This window comes from Pseudomonas sp. Sample_20 (genome assembly GCF_004307585.1).
Lineage (GTDB): Bacteria > Pseudomonadota > Gammaproteobacteria > Pseudomonadales > Pseudomonadaceae > Aquipseudomonas > Aquipseudomonas atacamensis.
In genome coordinates this window covers 1-18,351 of the sequence record NZ_RCOA01000032.1, presented here as the reverse complement: position 1 = coordinate 18,351, position 18,351 = coordinate 1, and the positions used below count along the sequence as shown (strand labels likewise).

Sequence of the window (18,351 nt, the reverse complement as noted above, 5' to 3'; positions counted from 1 at the left end):
CCCTGACAGGCGCCGCTTTTTTGCATCTACGACTCAGAAATCCAGCACAACCCCGACATTCAGGCCCTGCTGCTTGAAGTCATCATCCTTGCGGAACGTATACCCCCCACGCAGCGCCAGATCCGCCGTCAGCTTGTGACTGACACCCAGGCTCAAGCGGTTCAGGTGACTTGCCGGTGTGTAGCCTTCAAGGGTGAAGTCATTGGCCGGCAGGGTATTGAGGGCGATGTTGACCTTCTGCACGTCATCTTCGTACTCACGCTCGTGAGCGTATTCGCCATATACCTGGGTTTGCGCGGTGAAGTTGTACTTGCCTTGAATCCCCAGTCCCAGGCGTTTCGAATCGCGGCTCTGGTCATCGAAGGTCAGCGCGGTGGCGCGGTTGCTCTTTTCCGAGTAACCGTCGACATCGACACTGGCGTAATCGGCGCTGACAAACGGCGACAGATGCCATTGGCTGCCCGGTTGCGCAATGTCATAGCCCAGGCGCGTGCTGAACGCCCATAGGCTGCCGTCGGTATCGCCTTTCTCCGCGCCCTCGCTGGCGCCGAGGTCGAACTTGCGCTTGAGGTTGTCGTAGTCGAGTTTGCCGCCGGTCAGCGCCGCGTCGGCCCACCAGCGGTTCTGCTGGAACTGGGCGAACGCGGTGGCCATGTAGCTGTTGAGTTTGTAGTCGGAATCGTTGTGCCCGGCCTCGAGATTCTGTCGGTACAAACCGGCCGCCACGCCCACGCGCCAGGCCTCGTTCAAGCGATAGCTGCCGCCGACGTTGAGGTTGTAACCGCTGCCATCGGCGCTGGCGCCGCTGCTTTGGCTGTCGACATCCAGATGCTGTCCGCCGGCCGAGACAATCGCACGCCATTGGCCGACCGCTTGCCAGTTCTCCCAGTCTGCCTGCCATTGGTTGCGCAATTCATCCTGATGCGCACGCACGGTGCCGTGGGCCATTTCAGGTAGCAGGCTCAATTCCCACGGTGCAGCCAACAGCGAATAGGCGTAATCGGCGATCAGTTTTTGCCCGGATTCGGTCGGGTGTACGCCATCGTTGTAGATCAGTTTGGTCGGATCCGGCGTGGCGCTGTTGATCCCGTAGCGGGCGTTTTCCGTGCAGCTATTGCCACTGAAGCAGGTGGCGGTGAGGTTCTGGTCGGTAGCCAGGCCAAAGCGCCCCGGGTCGGCGAAGACTTCCGAGAGCAGCACCGGAATGTTCAAAGGAATCACTTCGGCGTCGATGCCTTGCAGGCGCGTCACCAACTGACTGTTGAACTGGTTGGCGAGGGTGCTGCTGAACGCTTGCAGCGGCGTGCCGTTCAGAGCAGGTGTCAGGCCCACGTCGGGCAGCAGCCAGACCATCACGTATTTGGCGCCAGCGGTCTGCAGGGTCTGCACGCTATCGGCCAGTCGATCGGCTGCGGCGTTGGCCTGGGGCAGGCTGAGAATGCGGCCCTGGAGGAAGTCGTTGCCGCCACCGGAAATGTAATACAGTGCGTTCGGGTCGGCGCGGAAGCCGTTCGACGGCAGGTATCCGGCGCGGGTGCGTTCACCGGTGGCCGATTGGGTGGTGATCGAGTCGAGAATCTGGTCGGTGCGATAGCCACCGACCGCCCAGTTGTTGCCGTCAGGCTGGCCGTTTTCCGCGCGCACTGCGGAGCTGGAAGAGGCTGTCTGGTCGGGCGAAAAGCCCAGGCGGCCGCCGAGCAACTGGGTGGAATTCAATGAAAAAACTTCGCCGCTGCCATCCTGATACACCGGCCCGGTGCGGTTGGTGTAACGCTCGGTGGAGCCCGCCGGGCCGCCGGTGTCGGCGAATGTGCCGGCATCGTTGAGGCTGTCGCCGAACACAATGAAACTGGAATAAGGATTGGGCGCTGCATTGGCCTGAGCGCAAGCGAGTGCGAGCAAGCAGCTGGCCAGCGGTACAAACAACGTCTGTCTGATCATGAGCAAGTCCGTTTATTTATTGTTGTAGGTGAACGAAACGACAGTACCAAAAACGTTCGGCGTTTTGCCATCGGTCGTGAATCCCTCTGCCGTTTTATAACCCGCAGGCCCCGCCATATTGCGTGCTCCGCCCAGCTAAGTTACTGTGCCGGAACGTATGAACGAGACCTTCCCCGTGTTGATCACCAGCAAACTTCTGGATCAAGTCATCAAGGCACACGCCCGCTGGCGTTGGCGCGCCTGAATCTTCTCTGCCGGCTCCGCCGGATCTGTATCGCTTTGCCTTCCTTGTCTGTTTGAAATGCCGCTGTGCTGGCGCCCTGTGCGCGTCCGACATCGCGCAGCCACCCGCGGGCAAGTCATCTGAAGGCTGTCATCAAGTCAGAATTCAAGAGGTTCGAAACGCCATGTTGCTGATGATCGACAACTACGACTCCTTTACCTACAACGTTGTGCAATACCTCGGCGAGCTGGGTGCCGAGGTCAAAGTGGTGCGCAACGACGAACTGACCATCGCCGAAATCGAAGCGCTGAATCCCGAGCGCATCGTGGTTTCCCCGGGGCCGTGCACGCCCACCGAGGCGGGCGTTTCCATCGACGCGATCAAGCACTTCGCCGGCAAACTGCCGATCCTCGGCGTCTGCCTCGGCCACCAGTCCATCGGCCAGGCCTTCGGCGGTGATGTGGTGCGAGCCCGCCAAGTCATGCACGGTAAGACTAGCCCGGTATTCCACGAGGACAAGGGCGTGTTTGCCGGCCTCAATCATCCGCTCACCGTTACCCGTTATCACTCGCTGATCGTCAAGCACGACAGCCTGCCCGATTGCCTCGAGCTGACCGCATGGACCCAGCACGATGACGGCTCGGTCGACGAGATCATGGGCCTGCGTCACAAGACCCTGAACATCGAGGGCGTACAGTTCCACCCCGAATCGATCCTCACCGAGCAGGGTCATGAATTGTTTGCCAACTTCCTCAAACAAACCGGCGGCACGCGCTAAGGACTTCCCATGAACATCAAGACAGCCCTCAGCCGTATCGTCGAACACCTCGACCTCAGCACCGATGAAATGCGCGATGTGATGCGCGAAATCATGACCGGTCAGTGCACCGAAGCGCAGATCGGCGCGTTCATGATGGCCATGCGCATGAAGAGCGAGAGCATCGACGAAATCGTCGGCGCGGTGTCGGTGATGCGTGAGCTGGCAGATCAGGTCGAGCTGAAAACCCTCGACGGCGTGGTCGATGTGGTCGGCACCGGCGGTGACGGTGCGAATATCTTCAACGTATCGACCGCGTCTTCCTTTGTTGTCGCAGCCGCCGGTTGCACCGTCGCCAAGCACGGCAACCGCGCAGTGTCCGGCAAGAGCGGCAGCGCCGATCTGCTGGAAGCTGCCGGCATTTATTTGAACCTGACCCCGGTGCAGGTCGCGCGCTGCATCGACAACGTCGGCATCGGTTTCATGTTCGCCCAGACTCACCACAAAGCGATGAAGTACGCCGCCGGCCCGCGCCGCGAACTCGGCCTGCGCACGCTGTTCAACATGCTCGGCCCGCTTACGAATCCGGCCGGTGTGAAGCATCAGGTCGTCGGCGTATTCACCCAGACGCTGTGCCGGCCATTGGCCGAAGTCTTGCAGCGACTGGGCAGCAAACACGTTCTGGTCGTGCACTCGAAGGACGGCCTGGACGAATTCAGCCTCGCCGCGCCGACCTTTGTTGCCGAGCTGAAGAACAACGAAATCACTGAGTATTGGGTCGAACCGGAAGACCTCGGCATGAAGAGCCAGAGCCTGCACGGTCTGTCGGTCGAAGGCCCGGAAGCATCGCTGGCGCTGATCCGTGATGCCCTTGGCAAGCGCAAGACGGAAAACGGTCAGAAAGCTGCCGAGATGATTGTGCTCAATGCCGGTGCGGCGCTGTACGCCGCCGACCTGGCAAGCAGTCTGAAACAAGGTGTGGAGCTGGCGCACGACGCGCTGCACACCGGCCTCGCTCGGGAAAAGCTCGAGGAGCTGGGTGCCTTTACCGCGGTATTCAAAGTGGAGAATGAAGGATGAGTGTACCGACGGTTCTGGAAAACATTCTGGCGCGCAAGGTTGAGGAAGTCGCCGAGCGCAGCGCCCGGGTCAGCCTGAGCGAGCTGGAAAGTCTGGCCAAGGCGGCCGATGCACCCCGTGGTTTTGCCCAGGCATTGCTGGCACAAGCGAAGAAGAAGCAACCGGCCGTGATTGCCGAAATCAAAAAGGCTTCGCCGAGCAAAGGCGTGATCCGCGAAGACTTCGTCCCGGCCGACATTGCCAAGAGCTACGAGAAGGGTGGGGCCACGTGTCTGTCGGTGCTGACCGACATCGATTATTTCCAGGGTGCTGACGCCTATCTGCAACAGGCGCGCGCCGCCTGCAAATTGCCGGTGATCCGCAAGGATTTCATGATCGATCCGTACCAGATCGTTGAAGCCCGCGCGCTGGGCGCCGATTGCGTGCTGCTCATCGTCTCCGCACTGGACGACGTTAAAATGGCCGAGCTGGCCGCCGTGGCCAAAGGCGTCGGTCTCGACGTGTTGGTGGAAGTGCACGACGGTGACGAGCTGGAGCGCGCGCTGAAGACGCTCGACACGCCGTTGGTCGGGGTCAACAACCGCAACCTGCACACATTCGACGTCAGTCTGGAAACCACCCTCGACCTGCTGCCGCGCATCCCGCGCGATCGCCTGGTGATCACCGAGAGCGGCATCCTCAATCGGGCCGACGTCGAGCTGATGGAAATCAGCGATGTGTACTCGTTCTTGGTCGGCGAGGCGTTCATGCGCGCGGAAAATCCGGGCATTGAATTGCAGCGCCTGTTCTTTCCGGAGCGTGGTGTGCCGATCAGCGGTTCGACCCTCGACTGACCGAGTCGACCTCATTCGCGAGCAGGCTCGCTCCCACATTTGGAATGCATTTCCCCCTGTGGGAGCGAGCCTGCTCGCGAAGGGGCCTTCGAATCCGCTAAAGAGACTCAACTTGCCGGAGCTCACCATGTCGCTGCCAACCCCGCTGACCATCGAATCCGGCCTGCAAGCCGAACAGGACTTGCTGGCCTCGGTCTGCTCTGGCGACGCCGAATTTGGCCTGCTGTTCTGGCAACCCACCGACCGCGCGCTAGTCATGCCGCGCCGCCTCAACCGTCTCGCGCAATTCGACCACGCCTGCGAAGTTTCCGCTGCTGCTGGCTGGCCGGTGCTGTTGCGTGAAACCGGCGGTGAGCCCGTCCCGCAATCCGCTGCGACCGTCAACATTGCCTTGGTATATGCCCCGTCTCGCAGCGAAGGCGATCTAAACCGCATCGAAACCGGCTACCGTCGTTTGTGCGATCCGATCTGTCAGTTGCTGGATGAGTTGGGTGGCACGTCGTCAGTCGGGGAAATCGACGGCGCATTCTGCGACGGCCGTTTCAACGTCAATCTCGACGGTCGCAAGATGGTCGGCACCGCCCAGCGCTGGCGCCAGAGTCAGGGCGGCCAGCGTCCAGTGGGGCTGGTGCACGGTGCAATGCTGATGGATGACGAGCGTGAAGCGATGGTTGCCGCGGTCAATCGCTTCAACGAAGCCTGCGGTCTGGAGCAGCGGGTGAGGGCGCAAAGCCACATCGCCCTGCATGAGAAATTCAACGCGCCACAGGCGTTGGCGCGTCTCGATGAATTGTTTCGTTTGATGCTGGCGCAGATTTACAGTGCCTGATTTACGAGCTTAGCGCGTACCGAAGACCACCATGGTCTTGCCCTTCACGTCGACCAGATTGCGTTCTTCAAGATCCTTGAGCACGCGGCCGACCATTTCTCGCGAACAACCGACAATCCGACCGATTTCCTGACGGGTGACTTTGATCTGCATGCCGTCCGGATGGGTCATGGCGTCTGGCTGTTTGCACAGCTCCAGCAGGCAGCGGGCGACGCGGCCGGTGACGTCGAAAAACGCCAGGTCGCCGACTTTGCGCGTGGTGTTGCGCAGGCGTTGTGCGATTTGTCCGCTGAGGGCGTAAAGAATGTCTGGATCCTGCTGCGATAACTCGCGGAACTTGGCGTAACTGATTTCCGCAGTTTCGCATTCGACCTTGGCCCGCACCCAGGCGCTGCGTTCCTGCTCCTGACCTGCCTGCTCGAACAGACCCAGTTCGCCGAAGAAATCTCCGGCGTTCAGGTAAGCGATGATCATCTCGCGACCATCGTCGTCTTCGATGAGGATGGTGACCGAGCCTTTGATGATGAAAAACAGCGTGTCCGAGCGATCCCCGGCGCAGATTATATTGCTCTTGGCCGCATGACGCCGGCGCTGGCAATGCATCAACAGCTTGTCGATGTTCTTGATTTTGGGTGTGGGGGTAATAGCAACCATGGTTGTATCCCGAAAAGACTGCACGGTGATGTTTGAGTTTTTATGAGGCGCTGAAGGCGGTCGCTACAGGGCTGACGAATTGGCGCCAGCGAATTGGCGCCAGCTTACCAGACACTTCGTCGAAAATTCGAGAAATTACCTACAGTCAAAAAGCATCCGTCCTAGGACGTCGTTCCTGTCGGGACAAAGCGCTGTGCTAAGCTGGCGACCCTTTTTTTACAGTGGAGTCTGGGCGATGAAGGCACGCATCCAATGGGCTGGCGAAGCCATGTTCCTCGGCGAATCCGGCAGCGGTCATGTCGTGGTGATGGACGGCCCGCCAGATGCCGGTGGGCGTAATCTCGGGGTTCGCCCGATGGAAATGCTCTTGCTGGGTGTCGGCGGTTGCAGCAACTTCGACGTGGTCAGCATCCTGAAGAAGTCGCGCCAGGCCGTTGAAAGCTGCGAAGCCTTCCTCGACGCCGAGCGTGCGACTGAGGATCCCAAGGTCTTTACCAAGATCCACATGCACTTCGTGGTCAAGGGCCGGGGCCTGAAAGAAGCTCAGGTCAAGCGCGCCATCGAGCTGTCGGCCGAGAAGTATTGCTCGGCGTCGATCATGCTCGGCGCGGCTGGCGTGGCGATTACCCACGACTATGAAATCGTTGAACTCGGCTGAACCGACATTCAACTATCATAAAAGCAGTGCAGACTCTGGCGATCCCCCGCTGACGTCTGCATAATGCGCCACTTTTTTCAGGGCAGTGATCGGTCAGCCGACAGGTCATCCGCCTGAACAGATAACCAAAATCGCCATCGCGAAGAGGTGTTAACCGTCCTACGCAGGTGCGTTGTTCGCACTTGACGGGCATGCTTGATCACGCGGCCGCGCCGCATACATAGAGAGTTTTTAACGGTGAAAAGCAAACTCAAGCTCCACGGGTTCAATAACCTGACAAAGACCTTGAGCTTCAACATCTATGACATCTGCTACGCGGAGACCCCGCAAGACCAGCAGGCTTACGTCGAGTACATCAATCAAGAGTACAACGCGAAACGCCTGACGCAGATTCTCACAGAAGTTGTCGAGATCATTGGTGCCAACATCCTGAACATCGCCAGTCAGGACTATGAACCCCAGGGCGCCAGCGTCACGATTCTGATTTCGGAAGAGCCGGTGACCCCGACTGACAGCCAGATCGAAGAATCGCCGGGCCCGTTGCCCGAAATCATTCTGGCCCACCTCGACAAGAGCCACATCACGGTGCACACCTATCCGGAAATCCATCCGGACGACGGTATTGCGACCTTCCGTGTGGATATCGACGTGTCGACTTGTGGTGTCATTTCACCGCTCAAAGCGCTCAACTTCCTCATTCACCAGTTCGATTCGGACATCGTGACCGTGGATTACCGTGTGCGCGGCTTCACCCGTGACGTTGAAGGCAACAAACACTTCATCGACCACGAGATCAACTCGATCCAGAACTACCTCTCCGAAGACACCCGCGACGCGTACCAGATGACCGACGTGAACGTGTACCAGGAAAACCTGTTCCACACCAAAATGCTGCTGAAGAACTTCGAACTGGATAACTACCTGTTCGGCGACGCCACCAGCAACCTCTCGCCCGAGCAGCGTGCTCAGGTGACCGACCGTGTGAAACACGAAATGCTGGAAATCTTCTACGCGCGCAACATGCCGACCTAAGATTCCCGGACACAAAAAAGGCGACCTCCTGGTCGCCTTTTTCATGCCTCACACAAAACCCCTGTGGGAGCGAGCCTGCTCGCGAAGAGGTCATCAGCACCGACACAGATCTCAGATCCGATAAGTACTCTTGGTCATCACCTTCGCCAACAAACTCATGCCGAACTTCACTGGCGCCGGAAAACGAAATCCGCCCGCATCCAACGCACTTTCCGCATGGTGTTCTTCATCGATGCGCATCTGCTCAAGAATTGCCCGGGACTTTTCGTCCTCGGCCGGCAATTGCTCCAGATGTTCGTTCAAGTGCTTGCAGACCTGATGCTCGGTCGCCGCTACGAAACCAAGGCTGACCTTGTCGCTGATCAGCCCGGCAACCGCGCCGATACCGAACGACATGCCGTAAAACAGTGGATTCAGCACGCTGGTGTGGCTGCCCAACTGATGGATGCGCTGTTCACACCAGACCAGATGATCGATCTCTTCTTCAGCCGCGTGCTCCATGGCTGCGCGTACCTGCGGCAACTTTGCGGTCAGCGCCTGTCCCTGATACAGCGCTTGGGCGCAGACTTCGCCGGTATGGTTGATGCGCATCAGACCGGCGACATGGCGGGTGTCTTCATCGCTCATTTGCATATCCGGCTGCAGAATCGCTGGCGACGGGCGGTACGGCTGGCCACTGAAGGGCAACAGGGTGCGCATCGCGGCATCGGCTTGCAGCAGCAGACGGTCTATGGGCGAGTAGTGACGTTGGGTAGTCATGCTGACCTCCGGGAAGAATCTCGGCGGCCAGTTTAACCGAATCGGCCGTCGAGGGTTTGCGCTGGGTCATTGGCCGCTGATTTTGCTCTTTGTGGGAGCGAGCAGGCTCGCTCCCACAGTTGGTTGTCGCCAATCAGCCCGGCGGCCAGTTCATCTGGCGCTGCCCCAGCACGTGCATATGGATGTGATAGACAGTCTGCCCGCCAAGTTCATTGCAGTTCATCACCACGCGGAAGCCCTCTTCGCAACCCAGTTCCAGCGCCAGACGCTGCGCGGTGAACAGGATGTGCCCGGCCAGCGCCTTGTCGTCTTCGGTCAGGTCGTTGAGCGTGCGCACCGGTTTTTTCGGGATCACCAGAAAGTGCACCGGAGCCTGTGGGGCGATGTCGTGGAAGGCCAGAACCTGGTCGTCCTCGTAAATGATCTTGGCCGGGATTTCCCGGTTGATGATCTTGGTGAACAGAGTATCCACTGCTGTTTCTCCGTTGAGTTGGGCTGAATCGAGTGTACCGCTTCGAAGTCGTCTTCCTAGCGGGGGCAGTAAGCTTTGTTGATCATGCCGACGATGGTGCGATTGAGCCAGCGCGAACCCAGCCGCGGCAGGAACGCCAGCCAGCGGTTGCGTCGTCCCGGAATGATGATGGCGCGGTTTTTATCCATTGCGCGTACGGCATGCAGTGCCACTTCTTCCGGACTCATCAGCGAGTGGCTGCTTTCGATCTTTTCGCTACTCATCTGTGCGGTACGGAAGAACGGTGTGCGCGTCGGGCCAGGGCACAGCACGGAGACTTTCACGCCGCTTTGTTTGAGCTCCACGCGCAAGGCTTCGGAAAAATGCAGCACATAGGCTTTGCTGGCGTAGTACGTGCTCATCCATGGGCCGGGGCTGTACGCAGCCACCGAGGCGACATTGAGGATCTGCCCGCCACCCAGCAGTGCCATGCTGTTACCCAGCGCATGGCAGAGGCGTGTGAGGGCGAGGATATTGACCTCGATGAGGTCCTGCTCGGTCATCCAGTCCTGCGCGAGGAATGGTCCGCAGGTGCCGATGCCTGCGCAATTGACCAGCAGATCGATCTGCCGGTCGCCTTCTTCCAGCTCCAGCAAAAAGCCCGACAGGCGCAACGGTTCGCCGAGATCGCAGGCACGAAACAATACTTCGACATCGAAACGCTGGGTCAGCTCGATGGCGATACTTTCCAGCTGATCACGCTGTCGTGCCACCAGAATCAGGCTGCGGCCGCGCCGGGCCAGCGCTTCGGCCATGGCCAGGCCGATGCCGCTGGAAGCGCCAGTGATCAGAGCGTAACGGGTCATGCAGTTCTCCATCGCAACAGCTCCGCGCCGGCGACGCGGTTGTCGCGGCAGGGAGCGCTGTTCATTCTTGCGCAGAGTCTACAGGGGCCTGCGCCGGTTCGGCTGCCTCGTCGGCGGAAATCACTGGCGGTTCGACGACCTCAACTTCGTCGGTGGTCACCGAGCCGCTGTCATAGCTGCTCTCCAGATTGCTTTCATATTCTTCCTGCACAGCCGAGAAGCCGCCAAGAAGGCCTCCGGCAAAAATCAGTGCGAAGAATACGATCCACAACGAGCACAGCACTTTGACCGCCGTGCTGTTCGGTGGCGGTGGCGGCCCATAGCGGTTGGCGCCGGTATTGCCGGGCACAACCATCATCACCAGCGGGAAAAAACTGCCCACGAACGGCACCAGATTCAACAGCCACAGCCAGCCCGACCAGCCGATATCGTGCAGGCGCTGAACGCTGAACAGAATGCTGACGATCATGAAGCCAATGAACAGGAAGACCGCCAGAATGCCGCCGAGGATCAGGCCGGTGGTTGAATCGCCGCTGACCAGGCCTAAGGCAATCAAGGCAAACACACCGACGATGGGCAAGGTCACCAGGCTCAAGACCATGGTCCAGGCCAGAAAACGCAGGCGACCGATCCGGCCTTCGACGCTGAATGGCTTGAGCGTGGCGAATGGCGGCAGAGCTTCACCGACATTGGCGCGCGGTGGGGCGTAAGGCGAGTCCGGTTCCGCCACCGCTGCAGGGTTATCGTGGACATCCGCGAGATTCAGCTCGATGGCGGTTTCCGCCTCGATCCGCGCATCGATCCCGGTTTTGTTCAACGCCTGCAGATACGTCTGCGCATCGCTGTGAGATAAATCACGTTTGAGAGCGACGGTGCGGCCATTGAACAGGCGCTCGATGGCGGCCACATCGCTTTTGAACAGATCCGCCAGATTCAGTTTGGCGGTGGTGAGGTCGACGCCGGGCTGTAGCGCGCCGTCGAAGACGATCTTGTAACGGGTGTCGCTCATGGCCGAGGCATCCTTGTCGCGATTGGGTTTGCAGTAGTCAGTTCAAGGCTAGTCTGACAGCGACTGGCCGGGGGTATTGCTCAGCGCGGCCAGCGTTCCGGCAGCTGTGCGGCGCGCGCCTGAGCCTGACGATATTCAGCGTCGAGCCGGGCGATCAACTGCTCCACGCTTGGCAGATCACCAATCTGGCCAACACCCTGACCCGCCGACCACACGGTCTTCCAGGCTTTGGCTTCATCGTTGATCGGCTTGAGCTTGTCGCCGAAATTGACCTCGCCCTTGCCTTGCAGGGCCGCCATGTCGAAACCGGCCGCCTCCAGACTCTGGCGCATGAAACTCGCCGGCACTCCCGACACCGCTGGAGTATGAATGATGTCGGCAGCCTTGGCTGTCAGCAGCATTTCTTTATAAGCGTCAGGCGCGTGACTTTCGGTGGTGCCGATAAATCGCGTACCGAAGTAGGCCAAATCCGCGCCGAGCAACTGTGCGGCGAGAATCTCATGGCCGTGGTTCAAACATCCTGCAAGCAACAGCGTCTTGTCGAAAAACTCACGGATCTCGGCAATCAGCGCAAACGGACTCCAGGTGCCGGCGTGCCCGCCGGCGCCGGCCGCGACGGCAATCAGCCCGTCGACACCGGCTTCAGCGGCTTTCTCGGCATGGCGCCGCGTGGTCACGTCGTGAAACACCAGACCGCCGTAGCTGTGCACCGCGTCGACCAGTTCCTTCACCGCGCCGAGGCTGGTGATAACGATCGGCACCTTATGCTCGACGCAAATGTCCAGATCCGCCTGAAGGCGCGGGTTGCTGTGGTGAACAATCAGGTTCACCGCATAAGGGGCCGGATTATCCAGCGTCGCCAGGCCCGCTTCGATCTGTTCCAGCCAAGCCTTGAACCCACTGCTTTCGCGTTGGTTCAGAGCCGGAAAGCTGCCGACCACGCCGTTGCGGCAGCAGGCGAGCACCAGTTCCGGATTGGAGATCAGAAACATCGGCGCCGCCACGACGGGCAGACGCAGACGTTGTTCGAGCAGAGCGGGCAGCGACATTGAGAACACCCCGAGGATCTGTATTGGTTGAAGTTAGAACGGCTTGACCACGACCAGAATTACGATAGCCAGCAATATCAGAACCGGCACTTCATTGAACCAGCGATAAAAGACATGGCTGCGGGTGTTTTCGCCACGGGCAAAGCGTTTTACCTGCGCGCCGCACATGTGGTGGTAGCCGATCAGCAATACGACCAGAGTCAGTTTTGCGTGAATCCAGCCGCCCTGGCTGAAGATTGATGGATTAAGGTAGATCAGCCAGCCACCGAAGATCAGCGTGGCGATCATCGCCGGGCCCATGATGCCGCGATACAGCTTGCGCTCCATGACGCTGAAGCGTTCCTGGCTGATCGTGTCGGTGCTTTGCGCGTGGTAAACGAACAGGCGCGGCAAGTAAAACAGCCCGGCAAACCAGCAGACGACGCTGACAATGTGAAACGCTTTGAGCCATAGATAGAGCATTTTTGGTTATTCCCTCATTCACGGTAGCCAGATAGTAGAGGCTTGAGCGTCCGCGCGTCACCTTGGCGGTTGTCGCAGGCGCGCGCGGCCCCTATTATCGACGGCTTTCCAGTGGGTTCGTTGAGGGCAGGTTTATGGTCAAGGTCGGTATCGTCGGCGGCACGGGTTACACCGGTGTCGAACTGCTGCGTCTGTTGGCACAGCATCCGCAGGCAGAAGTGGTCGTCATCACTTCCCGATCCGAGGCCGGTCTGGCCGTGGCTGACATGTACCCGAACCTGCGCGGTCACTATGACGGGCTGGCGTTCAGCGTGCCGGACGTGAAAACCCTAGGCGGCTGCGATGTGGTTTTCTTCGCCACGCCACACGGTGTGGCTCACGCCTTGGCAGGCGAGCTGCTGGCGGCGGGCACCAAGGTCATCGACCTGTCCGCCGACTTCCGTCTGCAAGATGCTGATGAATGGGCCAAGTGGTACGGCCAGCCACACGGCGCACCGCAATTGCTGGACGAAGCGGTCTATGGTCTGCCGGAAGTCAATCGCGAGCAGATCAAGAAAGCGCGCCTGATCGCGGTGCCGGGTTGCTATCCGACCGCAACGCAATTGGGTTTCCTGCCGTTGCTGGAAGCAGGTCTGGCCGACGCATCGCGTTTGATCGCCGACTGCAAATCCGGTGTCAGTGGTGCCGGGCGTGGTGCGGCTGTAGGTTCTTTGTACTCCGAGACGTCGGAAAGCATGAAGGCCTATGCGGTAAAAGGTCATCGTCATTTGCCGGAAATTCGCCAGGGGCTGCGTCGCGCGGCGGGCAAGGACGTCGGCCTGACGTTCGTCCCGCACCTGACGCCGATGATTCGCGGTATCCATTCGACGCTCTACGCGACTGTGGTCGATCGCTCGGTGGATCTGCAGGCACTGTTCGAAAAGCGCTATGCCAACGAACCGTTCGTCGATGTGATGCCTGCGGGCAGCCACCCGGAAACCCGTAGCGTGCGCGGCGCCAACGTCTGCCGCATCGCCGTGCATCGTCCACAGGATGGCGATCTGGTGGTCGTACTCTCGGTGATCGACAATCTGGTCAAGGGCGCCTCGGGCCAGGCGGTGCAGAACATGAACATTCTGTTCGGACTGGACGAGCGCTTCGGCCTGTCACACGCCGGCATGCTGCCGTAACGTTAGCCGCAACCTGTAAGCCGCAAGCTTGAAGCTCACCGCTTGAAGCTTGCCGCTGCTCCTCTAATAGTTGACCAATTTTCTAGGACAAGCGGATAATGCGCGTCATCACGCATTATGGCGGCGTAACGCCGGGAGATAGTCAGCATGAGCGTCGAATCCTTCACCCCCACGGCTTTGCAATTCACTCAAGGTGCTGCGCACAAGGTGAAGAGCCTGGTCGATGAAGAGGGGAATGATCGCTTGAAGCTGCGCGTATTTGTTACGGGCGGCGGTTGTTCAGGGTTTCAATACGGTTTCACCTTCGATGAAGACGTGGCCGATGACGACACCATCGTCGAGCGCGAAGGCGTGAGCCTGGTGGTCGATCCGATGAGCTTCCAGTACCTGGCCGGTGCCGAGGTGGATTATCAGGAAGGTCTGGAAGGTTCGCGCTTCGTGATCAAGAACCCGAATGCCACCACGACTTGTGGTTGCGGGTCGTCGTTCTCGATCTGATCGCGCTTCACCGCACACAACAAAACGCCGCAGAGCCTTTCGGTTCTGCGGCGTTTTTGTATCTGAAGTTTAGGCCGGGTAGATGGCGCCGAGTACGCGCAGGCCGCGAGCGCCGGTGACGCTTGGTCGATTGGCGGCGATGCCTTCGAGGCAGCAGTGCGCAAGCCAGGCGAAGGCCATGGCTTCCACCCAGTCAGGGTCAACGCCGTGAGTTGCGGTGCTGGCGACTTGGGTATTTGGCAGCAGATCCGCCAGACGTCTCATCAGCGTGGCGTTGTGCGCGCCGCCGCCACAAACCAGCAGTTCCTGAGTGTCTGATTGAGCGCTTTGTAGCGACTCGATGATGGTCAGCGCCGTCAGTTCGAGCAGCGTGGCCTGAACGTCTTCGGCTGCGAAAGTCGGCAGACGCGATAGATGCTGTTCCAGCCATGGCAGATTGAAGACTTCGCGGCCGGTACTTTTCGGGCCTTTGGTGACGAAGAACGGGTCGCTCAGCAGTGCCGTGAGCAGGGCTGGTTCAACCTTGCCGGTCGCAGCCCATTTGCCGTCCCGGTCATAGCTTTCGCCACGTTGCCGGTGAATCCAGGCGTCCATCAGAACATTTCCCGGGCCGCAGTCGAAACCGGCTACAGGTTTGTTTGGCTCAATCAGGCTGAGATTGCTGAATCCGCCGACATTCAAGACTGCCTGGTTACCAGTACGCTCTTCAAACAACGCTTCGTGAAAGGCTGGTACCAGAGGCGCACCCTGGCCACCCGCTGCGACATCGCGACTGCGGAAATCGCTGACGACGGTAATACCGGTCAACTCAGTCAGCAGGGCTGGATTACCGATCTGCACGGTAAACCCGCGCGCCGGCTCATGGCGAATGGTCTGACCGTGGCTACCGATGGCACGGATGGCATCGGGCTTGAGTTGTTGTTGCGCGAGTAGGCTGTGAATGCCCGACGCGGCAAGTTCGACCCAGTGTTGCTGGGCAATCGCCGAGCGGGCGATCTCGTCGGGGCCGCTGGCGCACAAGCCAAGCAGCTCGGCGCGCAGGGAGTCAGGCATTGGCAGGTAGTGGGTGGCGATCAGTTTGATCGCCGAGGTCTGCTCGATCAGGGCGATGTCCAGCCCGTCGAGACTGGTTCCGGACATCACACCGATATACAGGGTCATGGCTTAGCGCTTGCTCGAAGCCAGCATGGTGGCCTTCTCTTGATCCATGCGCGCCATCAGTGGCTGGCTCTGCGCGAGGAAGCGCGCTCGTTCGGACTTGGCGATCGGATCGGCCATTGGCAGCTTCTGGCCCAGCGGATCGACGTGAACGCCGTTGACCTGGAACTCATAGTGCAAATGCGGGCCGGTGGAAAGGCCAGTCGTACCGATATAGCCAATGACTTGACCTTGCTTGACGCTGCCACCGGTTTTCACGCCTTTGGCAAAGCCCTGCATATGGCCGTAGAGCGTACGGTAAGTGTTGCCGTGCTGAATGATCACAGTGTTGCCGTAGCCACCGCGACGGCCGGCCAGCAGGACTTTGCCGTCACCGGCAGCCTTAATCGGCGTGCCTCGCGGCGCTGCGTAGTCGACACCTTTGTGCGCGCGGATCTTGTTGAGGATCGGGTGCTTGCGGCCCATGGAGAACTTCGAGCTGATGCGGGCGAAGTCAACCGGCGTACGGATGAAGGCCTTGCGCATGCTGTTGCCATCGGCAGTGTAATAGCTGCTGTTGCCTTGTTTGTTGGTGTAGCGAACAGCGGTGTAAGTCTTGCCGCGGTTGGTGAAGCGCGCCGACAGGATCGGGCCGGTGCCGACAGCCTTGCCATTGATGACTTTCTGCTCGTAGATCACATCGAATTCGTCGCCTTGACGAATGTCCTGCGCGAAATCGATGTCGTAGCCAAAGACACTGGCCATGTCCATGGTCATGCTGTGAGAAAGGCCGGCGCGGGCTGCGGACTGCGACAGTGAGCTGTTGATGACACCGTGGACGTAGGCAGTGCGAACAGTTGGCTTGGCAGTCACGCGGTTGAACGAATAACCCCTGTCATTCTTGGTCAGGGTGATGGTTTCAATGTCGCTGACCTTGCTGTGCAGGCTGGTCAGTTGGCCTTCCGGGCTGAGTTCGAATTCGAGTTTCTGACCGCGCTTGAGTTGGCTGAACTGCTTGGCTTGCTTGTCGCTTGCCAGTATTTCGTGCACGGAGGCTGCCGGTAGGCCGACTTTTTCAAACAGGGTAGACAGCGTATCGCCTTTGGAAACCACGACCTCACGGTGCCCAGGCTCTTTTGGTTTCTCAGCAGGCGCTACAGGTGCTGGCGCGGTTTCAGCGGTTTGCGCGGTGTTTTCGTCGCTGTTTTCGATTTGTGCGAACGGCGAAGCTGCGGGCTCGTTTGTGGCTTGAGCGGCATCAGCAGCGTCTTGATCTTGTGTCAGTTGTTCAGCAGGACTTTCCAGTTCAAGACTCAGAGTCGTCTTTTTGGCTTCAACATCGCTGGAGGGAAATACCAGCAGCGCCAGGCTGAGAAGGGCGGCGATTCCACTTGCGGCGAGCAGGTGGGTCTTCGGGTAAAGCGGGGGCGCTTTAGACGGTTCTGTGGTCATAGGTAATTTTTGACTTTGAAATAGATGAATTGGAAAAGATGAATGACATGATGAAGATGAAATAACTGTATAAAATATAACCAAATCATCGCTGAAGCAAGTCTACAGACCTCGGGTCTGTGGATTGGTGTCCGTGCGCCGGGCAAAACTTGTAATTGGTGCGCGTTCTTGTATGGTTGGTTCCCTTTGAATCTGAGCCTTGCGGGTCTGTTATGAAGTCGGTTGAAGAGCAGCTAGCGCTGATTAAACGTGGTGCGGAAGAACTGTTGGTCGAGTCCGAGCTGGTCGAAAAGCTCAAGCGCGGCCAGCCGCTGCGTATCAAGGCTGGTTTCGACCCTACCGCTCCGGATCTGCATCTTGGTCATACCGTGCTTATTAATAAGCTGCGTCAGTTCCAGGAGCTGGGGCACCAGGTGATCTTCCTTATAGGTGACTTCACCGGGATGATCGGTGATCCGAGTGGCAAGAGCGCCACGCGTCCGCCACTGACGCGTGAGCAGGTTCTGGAAAATGCCGAGACCTACAAGACTCAGGTTTTCAAAATCCTTGATCCGGCGAAAACCGAAGTTGCCTTCAACTCCACCTGGATGGACAAGATGGGGCCGGCGGATTTCATTCGCCTGACTTCGCAATACACCGTCGCTCGCATGCTCGAGCGCGATGACTTCGACAAGCGCTATACCACCAACCAGCCGATCGCTATTCACGAGTTCCTCTATCCGCTGGTTCAGGGTTATGACTCGGTCGCGCTGCGCGCCGATGTCGAGCTGGGCGGTACCGATCAGAAATTCAACTTGCTGATGGGGCGTGAGTTGCAGCGTGGTTATGGCCAGGAAGCCCAGTGCATTCTGACCATGCCATTGCTGGAAGGTCTGGATGGTGTGAAGAAGATGTCCAAGTCGCTGGGTAACTATGTCGGTATCCAGGAAGCGCCGGGCGTCATGTACAGCAAGCTGGTCTCCATCCCGGATGCGCTGATGTGGCGTTACTTCGAGTTGCTCAGCTTCCGTTCGATGGATGAAATCAACGCATTCCGGGCTGACGTCGAAGCTGGGGCGAATCCGCGTGACATCAAAATCAAACTCGCTGAAGAGATCGTTGCGCGTTTCCATGGTGAAGAGGCTGCGGCGAACGCTCACCGAGGCGCTGGCAACCGCATGAAGGATGGCGAACTTCCAGATGACTTGCCTGAGATCGAGCTGTCTTCGGTTGAGGATATGCCAATCGCTGCCGTCCTTAATAAGGCAGGCTTGGTGAAGAACTCAGCGGCGGCGCGAGATCTGTTGGCGGCTGGCGGGGTGCGTGTCGATGGTGAGGTGGTTGATCGCTCCTTTATATATGTACTGGGCACGACTCACGTTTGCCAGGCCGGCAAGAAAGCTTTTGCACGTATTACGCTGAAATCTGAATAAAGTTGAAATTGGGGGTTGACGGCGAATTCCAGAGGTCTATAATTCGCCCCACTTCCGGCGCAGTCGAAACGGAAAACTCC

General features: G+C 59.0%; 19 protein-coding genes. 9 read left to right on the top strand and 10 right to left on the bottom strand.

What is annotated here, in order from left to right:
• Positions 1-33: 33 nt before the first annotated feature.
• On the bottom strand, positions 34-1,941 hold the full coding sequence (gene estP / locus D8U70_RS07990) for an esterase EstP (protein WP_130928607.1): 1,908 nt from the start codon (positions 1,939-1,941) through the stop codon (positions 34-36).
• Positions 1,942-2,348: 407 nt separating this feature from the next.
• Between estP and D8U70_RS07985 the strand changes: the two genes are divergently transcribed.
• The 4 genes from D8U70_RS07985 to D8U70_RS07970 all read left to right on the top strand — a co-directional run bounded on the left by D8U70_RS07985 (position 2,349) and on the right by D8U70_RS07970 (position 5,663).
• Complete coding sequence (locus D8U70_RS07985) at positions 2,349-2,942, top strand: aminodeoxychorismate/anthranilate synthase component II (RefSeq protein WP_041476683.1); 594 nt, start codon at positions 2,349-2,351, stop codon at positions 2,940-2,942.
• A gap of 9 nt (positions 2,943-2,951) precedes the next feature.
• Positions 2,952-4,001, top strand: a complete 1,050-nt coding sequence (trpD, locus tag D8U70_RS07980) for an anthranilate phosphoribosyltransferase (RefSeq protein ID WP_016772917.1) — start codon at positions 2,952-2,954, stop codon at positions 3,999-4,001.
• On the top strand, positions 3,998-4,834 hold the full coding sequence (gene trpC, locus D8U70_RS07975; RefSeq protein WP_041476681.1) for an indole-3-glycerol phosphate synthase TrpC: 837 nt from the start codon (positions 3,998-4,000) through the stop codon (positions 4,832-4,834). Before trpD ends, trpC begins: the two co-directional genes overlap by 4 nt.
• 127 nt (positions 4,835-4,961) lie before the next feature.
• On the top strand, positions 4,962-5,663 hold the full coding sequence (locus D8U70_RS07970; protein ID WP_130928606.1) for a lipoate--protein ligase family protein: 702 nt from the start codon (positions 4,962-4,964) through the stop codon (positions 5,661-5,663).
• 9 nt (positions 5,664-5,672) lie between these two features.
• Here the strand turns inward: D8U70_RS07970 and crp are convergent, their stop codons facing one another.
• A complete protein-coding gene (gene crp, locus D8U70_RS07965; RefSeq protein WP_041476679.1) occupies positions 5,673-6,317 on the bottom strand; it encodes a cAMP-activated global transcriptional regulator CRP in 645 nt (214 codons plus the stop codon).
• 235 nt (positions 6,318-6,552) lie between these two features.
• Here crp and D8U70_RS07960 point away from each other — a divergent pair, with 235 nt between their 5' ends.
• Together D8U70_RS07960 and speD are read left to right on the top strand one after the other, a co-directional pair.
• Positions 6,553-6,975, top strand: coding sequence for an OsmC family protein (locus D8U70_RS07960; RefSeq protein WP_016772921.1), 423 nt, complete (start codon positions 6,553-6,555; stop codon positions 6,973-6,975).
• Positions 6,976-7,212: 237 nt separating this feature from the next.
• Positions 7,213-8,007 (top strand): adenosylmethionine decarboxylase, encoded by a 795-nt coding sequence (gene speD / locus D8U70_RS07955; RefSeq protein WP_024014530.1) that lies wholly within the window; start codon positions 7,213-7,215, stop codon positions 8,005-8,007.
• A gap of 111 nt (positions 8,008-8,118) precedes the next feature.
• Here the strand turns inward: speD and coq7 are convergent, their stop codons facing one another.
• The 6 genes from coq7 to hemJ form a co-directional block, all read right to left on the bottom strand.
• Positions 8,119-8,766, bottom strand: coding sequence for a 2-polyprenyl-3-methyl-6-methoxy-1,4-benzoquinone monooxygenase (gene coq7 / locus D8U70_RS07950; protein WP_130928605.1), 648 nt, complete (start codon positions 8,764-8,766; stop codon positions 8,119-8,121).
• Positions 8,767-8,899: 133 nt separating this feature from the next.
• Positions 8,900-9,238, bottom strand: coding sequence for a histidine triad nucleotide-binding protein (locus D8U70_RS07945; protein ID WP_017128660.1), 339 nt, complete (start codon positions 9,236-9,238; stop codon positions 8,900-8,902).
• 56 nt (positions 9,239-9,294) lie between these two features.
• A complete protein-coding gene (locus D8U70_RS07940; protein ID WP_130928604.1) occupies positions 9,295-10,083 on the bottom strand; it encodes an SDR family oxidoreductase in 789 nt (262 codons plus the stop codon).
• A 61-nt stretch (positions 10,084-10,144) separates the two neighbouring features.
• Positions 10,145-11,092, bottom strand: coding sequence for a DUF805 domain-containing protein (locus tag D8U70_RS07935; protein ID WP_122748119.1), 948 nt, complete (start codon positions 11,090-11,092; stop codon positions 10,145-10,147).
• A gap of 80 nt (positions 11,093-11,172) precedes the next feature.
• Positions 11,173-12,141, bottom strand: a complete 969-nt coding sequence (locus D8U70_RS07930) for a nitronate monooxygenase family protein (protein WP_130928603.1) — start codon at positions 12,139-12,141, stop codon at positions 11,173-11,175.
• A gap of 33 nt (positions 12,142-12,174) precedes the next feature.
• Complete coding sequence (gene hemJ, locus D8U70_RS07925) at positions 12,175-12,603, bottom strand: protoporphyrinogen oxidase HemJ (protein WP_071173754.1); 429 nt, start codon at positions 12,601-12,603, stop codon at positions 12,175-12,177.
• Between the two features lie 134 nt (positions 12,604-12,737).
• Here hemJ and argC point away from each other — a divergent pair, with 134 nt between their 5' ends.
• Positions 12,738-13,772 carry an N-acetyl-gamma-glutamyl-phosphate reductase gene (gene argC / locus D8U70_RS07920; RefSeq protein WP_130928602.1) on the top strand — a complete coding sequence of 345 codons (1,035 nt, stop codon included), beginning with the start codon at positions 12,738-12,740 and terminating at the stop codon, positions 13,770-13,772.
• Between the two features lie 147 nt (positions 13,773-13,919).
• Positions 13,920-14,270 (top strand): iron-sulfur cluster insertion protein ErpA, encoded by a 351-nt coding sequence (gene erpA, locus D8U70_RS07915; protein WP_007918905.1) that lies wholly within the window; start codon positions 13,920-13,922, stop codon positions 14,268-14,270.
• 69 nt (positions 14,271-14,339) lie between these two features.
• Here the strand turns inward: erpA and D8U70_RS07910 are convergent, their stop codons facing one another.
• Together D8U70_RS07910 and D8U70_RS07905 are read right to left on the bottom strand one after the other, a co-directional pair.
• Complete coding sequence (locus tag D8U70_RS07910; RefSeq protein ID WP_130928601.1) at positions 14,340-15,431, bottom strand: anhydro-N-acetylmuramic acid kinase; 1,092 nt, start codon at positions 15,429-15,431, stop codon at positions 14,340-14,342.
• A 3-nt stretch (positions 15,432-15,434) separates the two neighbouring features.
• Positions 15,435-16,859, bottom strand: a complete 1,425-nt coding sequence (locus tag D8U70_RS07905) for a peptidoglycan DD-metalloendopeptidase family protein (protein ID WP_122705758.1) — start codon at positions 16,857-16,859, stop codon at positions 15,435-15,437.
• 212 nt (positions 16,860-17,071) lie between these two features.
• On the opposite strand from D8U70_RS07905, the gene tyrS reads away from it, so the two are divergent.
• Positions 17,072-18,271, top strand: coding sequence for a tyrosine--tRNA ligase (gene tyrS, locus D8U70_RS07895; RefSeq protein WP_016772931.1), 1,200 nt, complete (start codon positions 17,072-17,074; stop codon positions 18,269-18,271).
• The last annotated feature ends 80 nt before the right edge of the window (positions 18,272-18,351 follow it).

Excerpts from the sequence above, each read along its gene's own strand:
- D8U70_RS07935 (WP_122748119.1), bottom strand. The coding sequence starts at position 11,092 with ATGAGCGACACCCGTTACAAGATCGTCTTCGACGGCGCGCTACAGCCC.
- trpD (WP_016772917.1), top strand. The coding sequence starts at position 2,952 with ATGAACATCAAGACAGCCCTCAGCCGTATCGTCGAACACCTCGACCTC.
- D8U70_RS07905 (WP_122705758.1), bottom strand. The coding sequence starts at position 16,859 with ATGACCACAGAACCGTCTAAAGCGCCCCCGCTTTACCCGAAGACCCAC.
- D8U70_RS07940 (WP_130928604.1), bottom strand. The coding sequence starts at position 10,083 with ATGACCCGTTACGCTCTGATCACTGGCGCTTCCAGCGGCATCGGCCTG.
- hemJ (WP_071173754.1), bottom strand. The coding sequence starts at position 12,603 with ATGCTCTATCTATGGCTCAAAGCGTTTCACATTGTCAGCGTCGTCTGC.
- tyrS (WP_016772931.1), top strand. The coding sequence starts at position 17,072 with ATGAAGTCGGTTGAAGAGCAGCTAGCGCTGATTAAACGTGGTGCGGAA.
- D8U70_RS07970 (WP_130928606.1), top strand. The coding sequence starts at position 4,962 with ATGTCGCTGCCAACCCCGCTGACCATCGAATCCGGCCTGCAAGCCGAA.
- crp (WP_041476679.1), bottom strand. The coding sequence starts at position 6,317 with ATGGTTGCTATTACCCCCACACCCAAAATCAAGAACATCGACAAGCTG.
- estP (WP_130928607.1), bottom strand. The coding sequence starts at position 1,941 with ATGATCAGACAGACGTTGTTTGTACCGCTGGCCAGCTGCTTGCTCGCA.
- D8U70_RS07985 (WP_041476683.1), top strand. The coding sequence starts at position 2,349 with ATGTTGCTGATGATCGACAACTACGACTCCTTTACCTACAACGTTGTG.
- trpC (WP_041476681.1), top strand. The coding sequence starts at position 3,998 with ATGAGTGTACCGACGGTTCTGGAAAACATTCTGGCGCGCAAGGTTGAG.
- D8U70_RS07910 (WP_130928601.1), bottom strand. The coding sequence starts at position 15,431 with ATGACCCTGTATATCGGTGTGATGTCCGGAACCAGTCTCGACGGGCTG.
- D8U70_RS07930 (WP_130928603.1), bottom strand. The coding sequence starts at position 12,141 with ATGTCGCTGCCCGCTCTGCTCGAACAACGTCTGCGTCTGCCCGTCGTG.
- coq7 (WP_130928605.1), bottom strand. The coding sequence starts at position 8,766 with ATGACTACCCAACGTCACTACTCGCCCATAGACCGTCTGCTGCTGCAA.
- D8U70_RS07960 (WP_016772921.1), top strand. The coding sequence starts at position 6,553 with ATGAAGGCACGCATCCAATGGGCTGGCGAAGCCATGTTCCTCGGCGAA.
- erpA (WP_007918905.1), top strand. The coding sequence starts at position 13,920 with ATGAGCGTCGAATCCTTCACCCCCACGGCTTTGCAATTCACTCAAGGT.
- argC (WP_130928602.1), top strand. The coding sequence starts at position 12,738 with ATGGTCAAGGTCGGTATCGTCGGCGGCACGGGTTACACCGGTGTCGAA.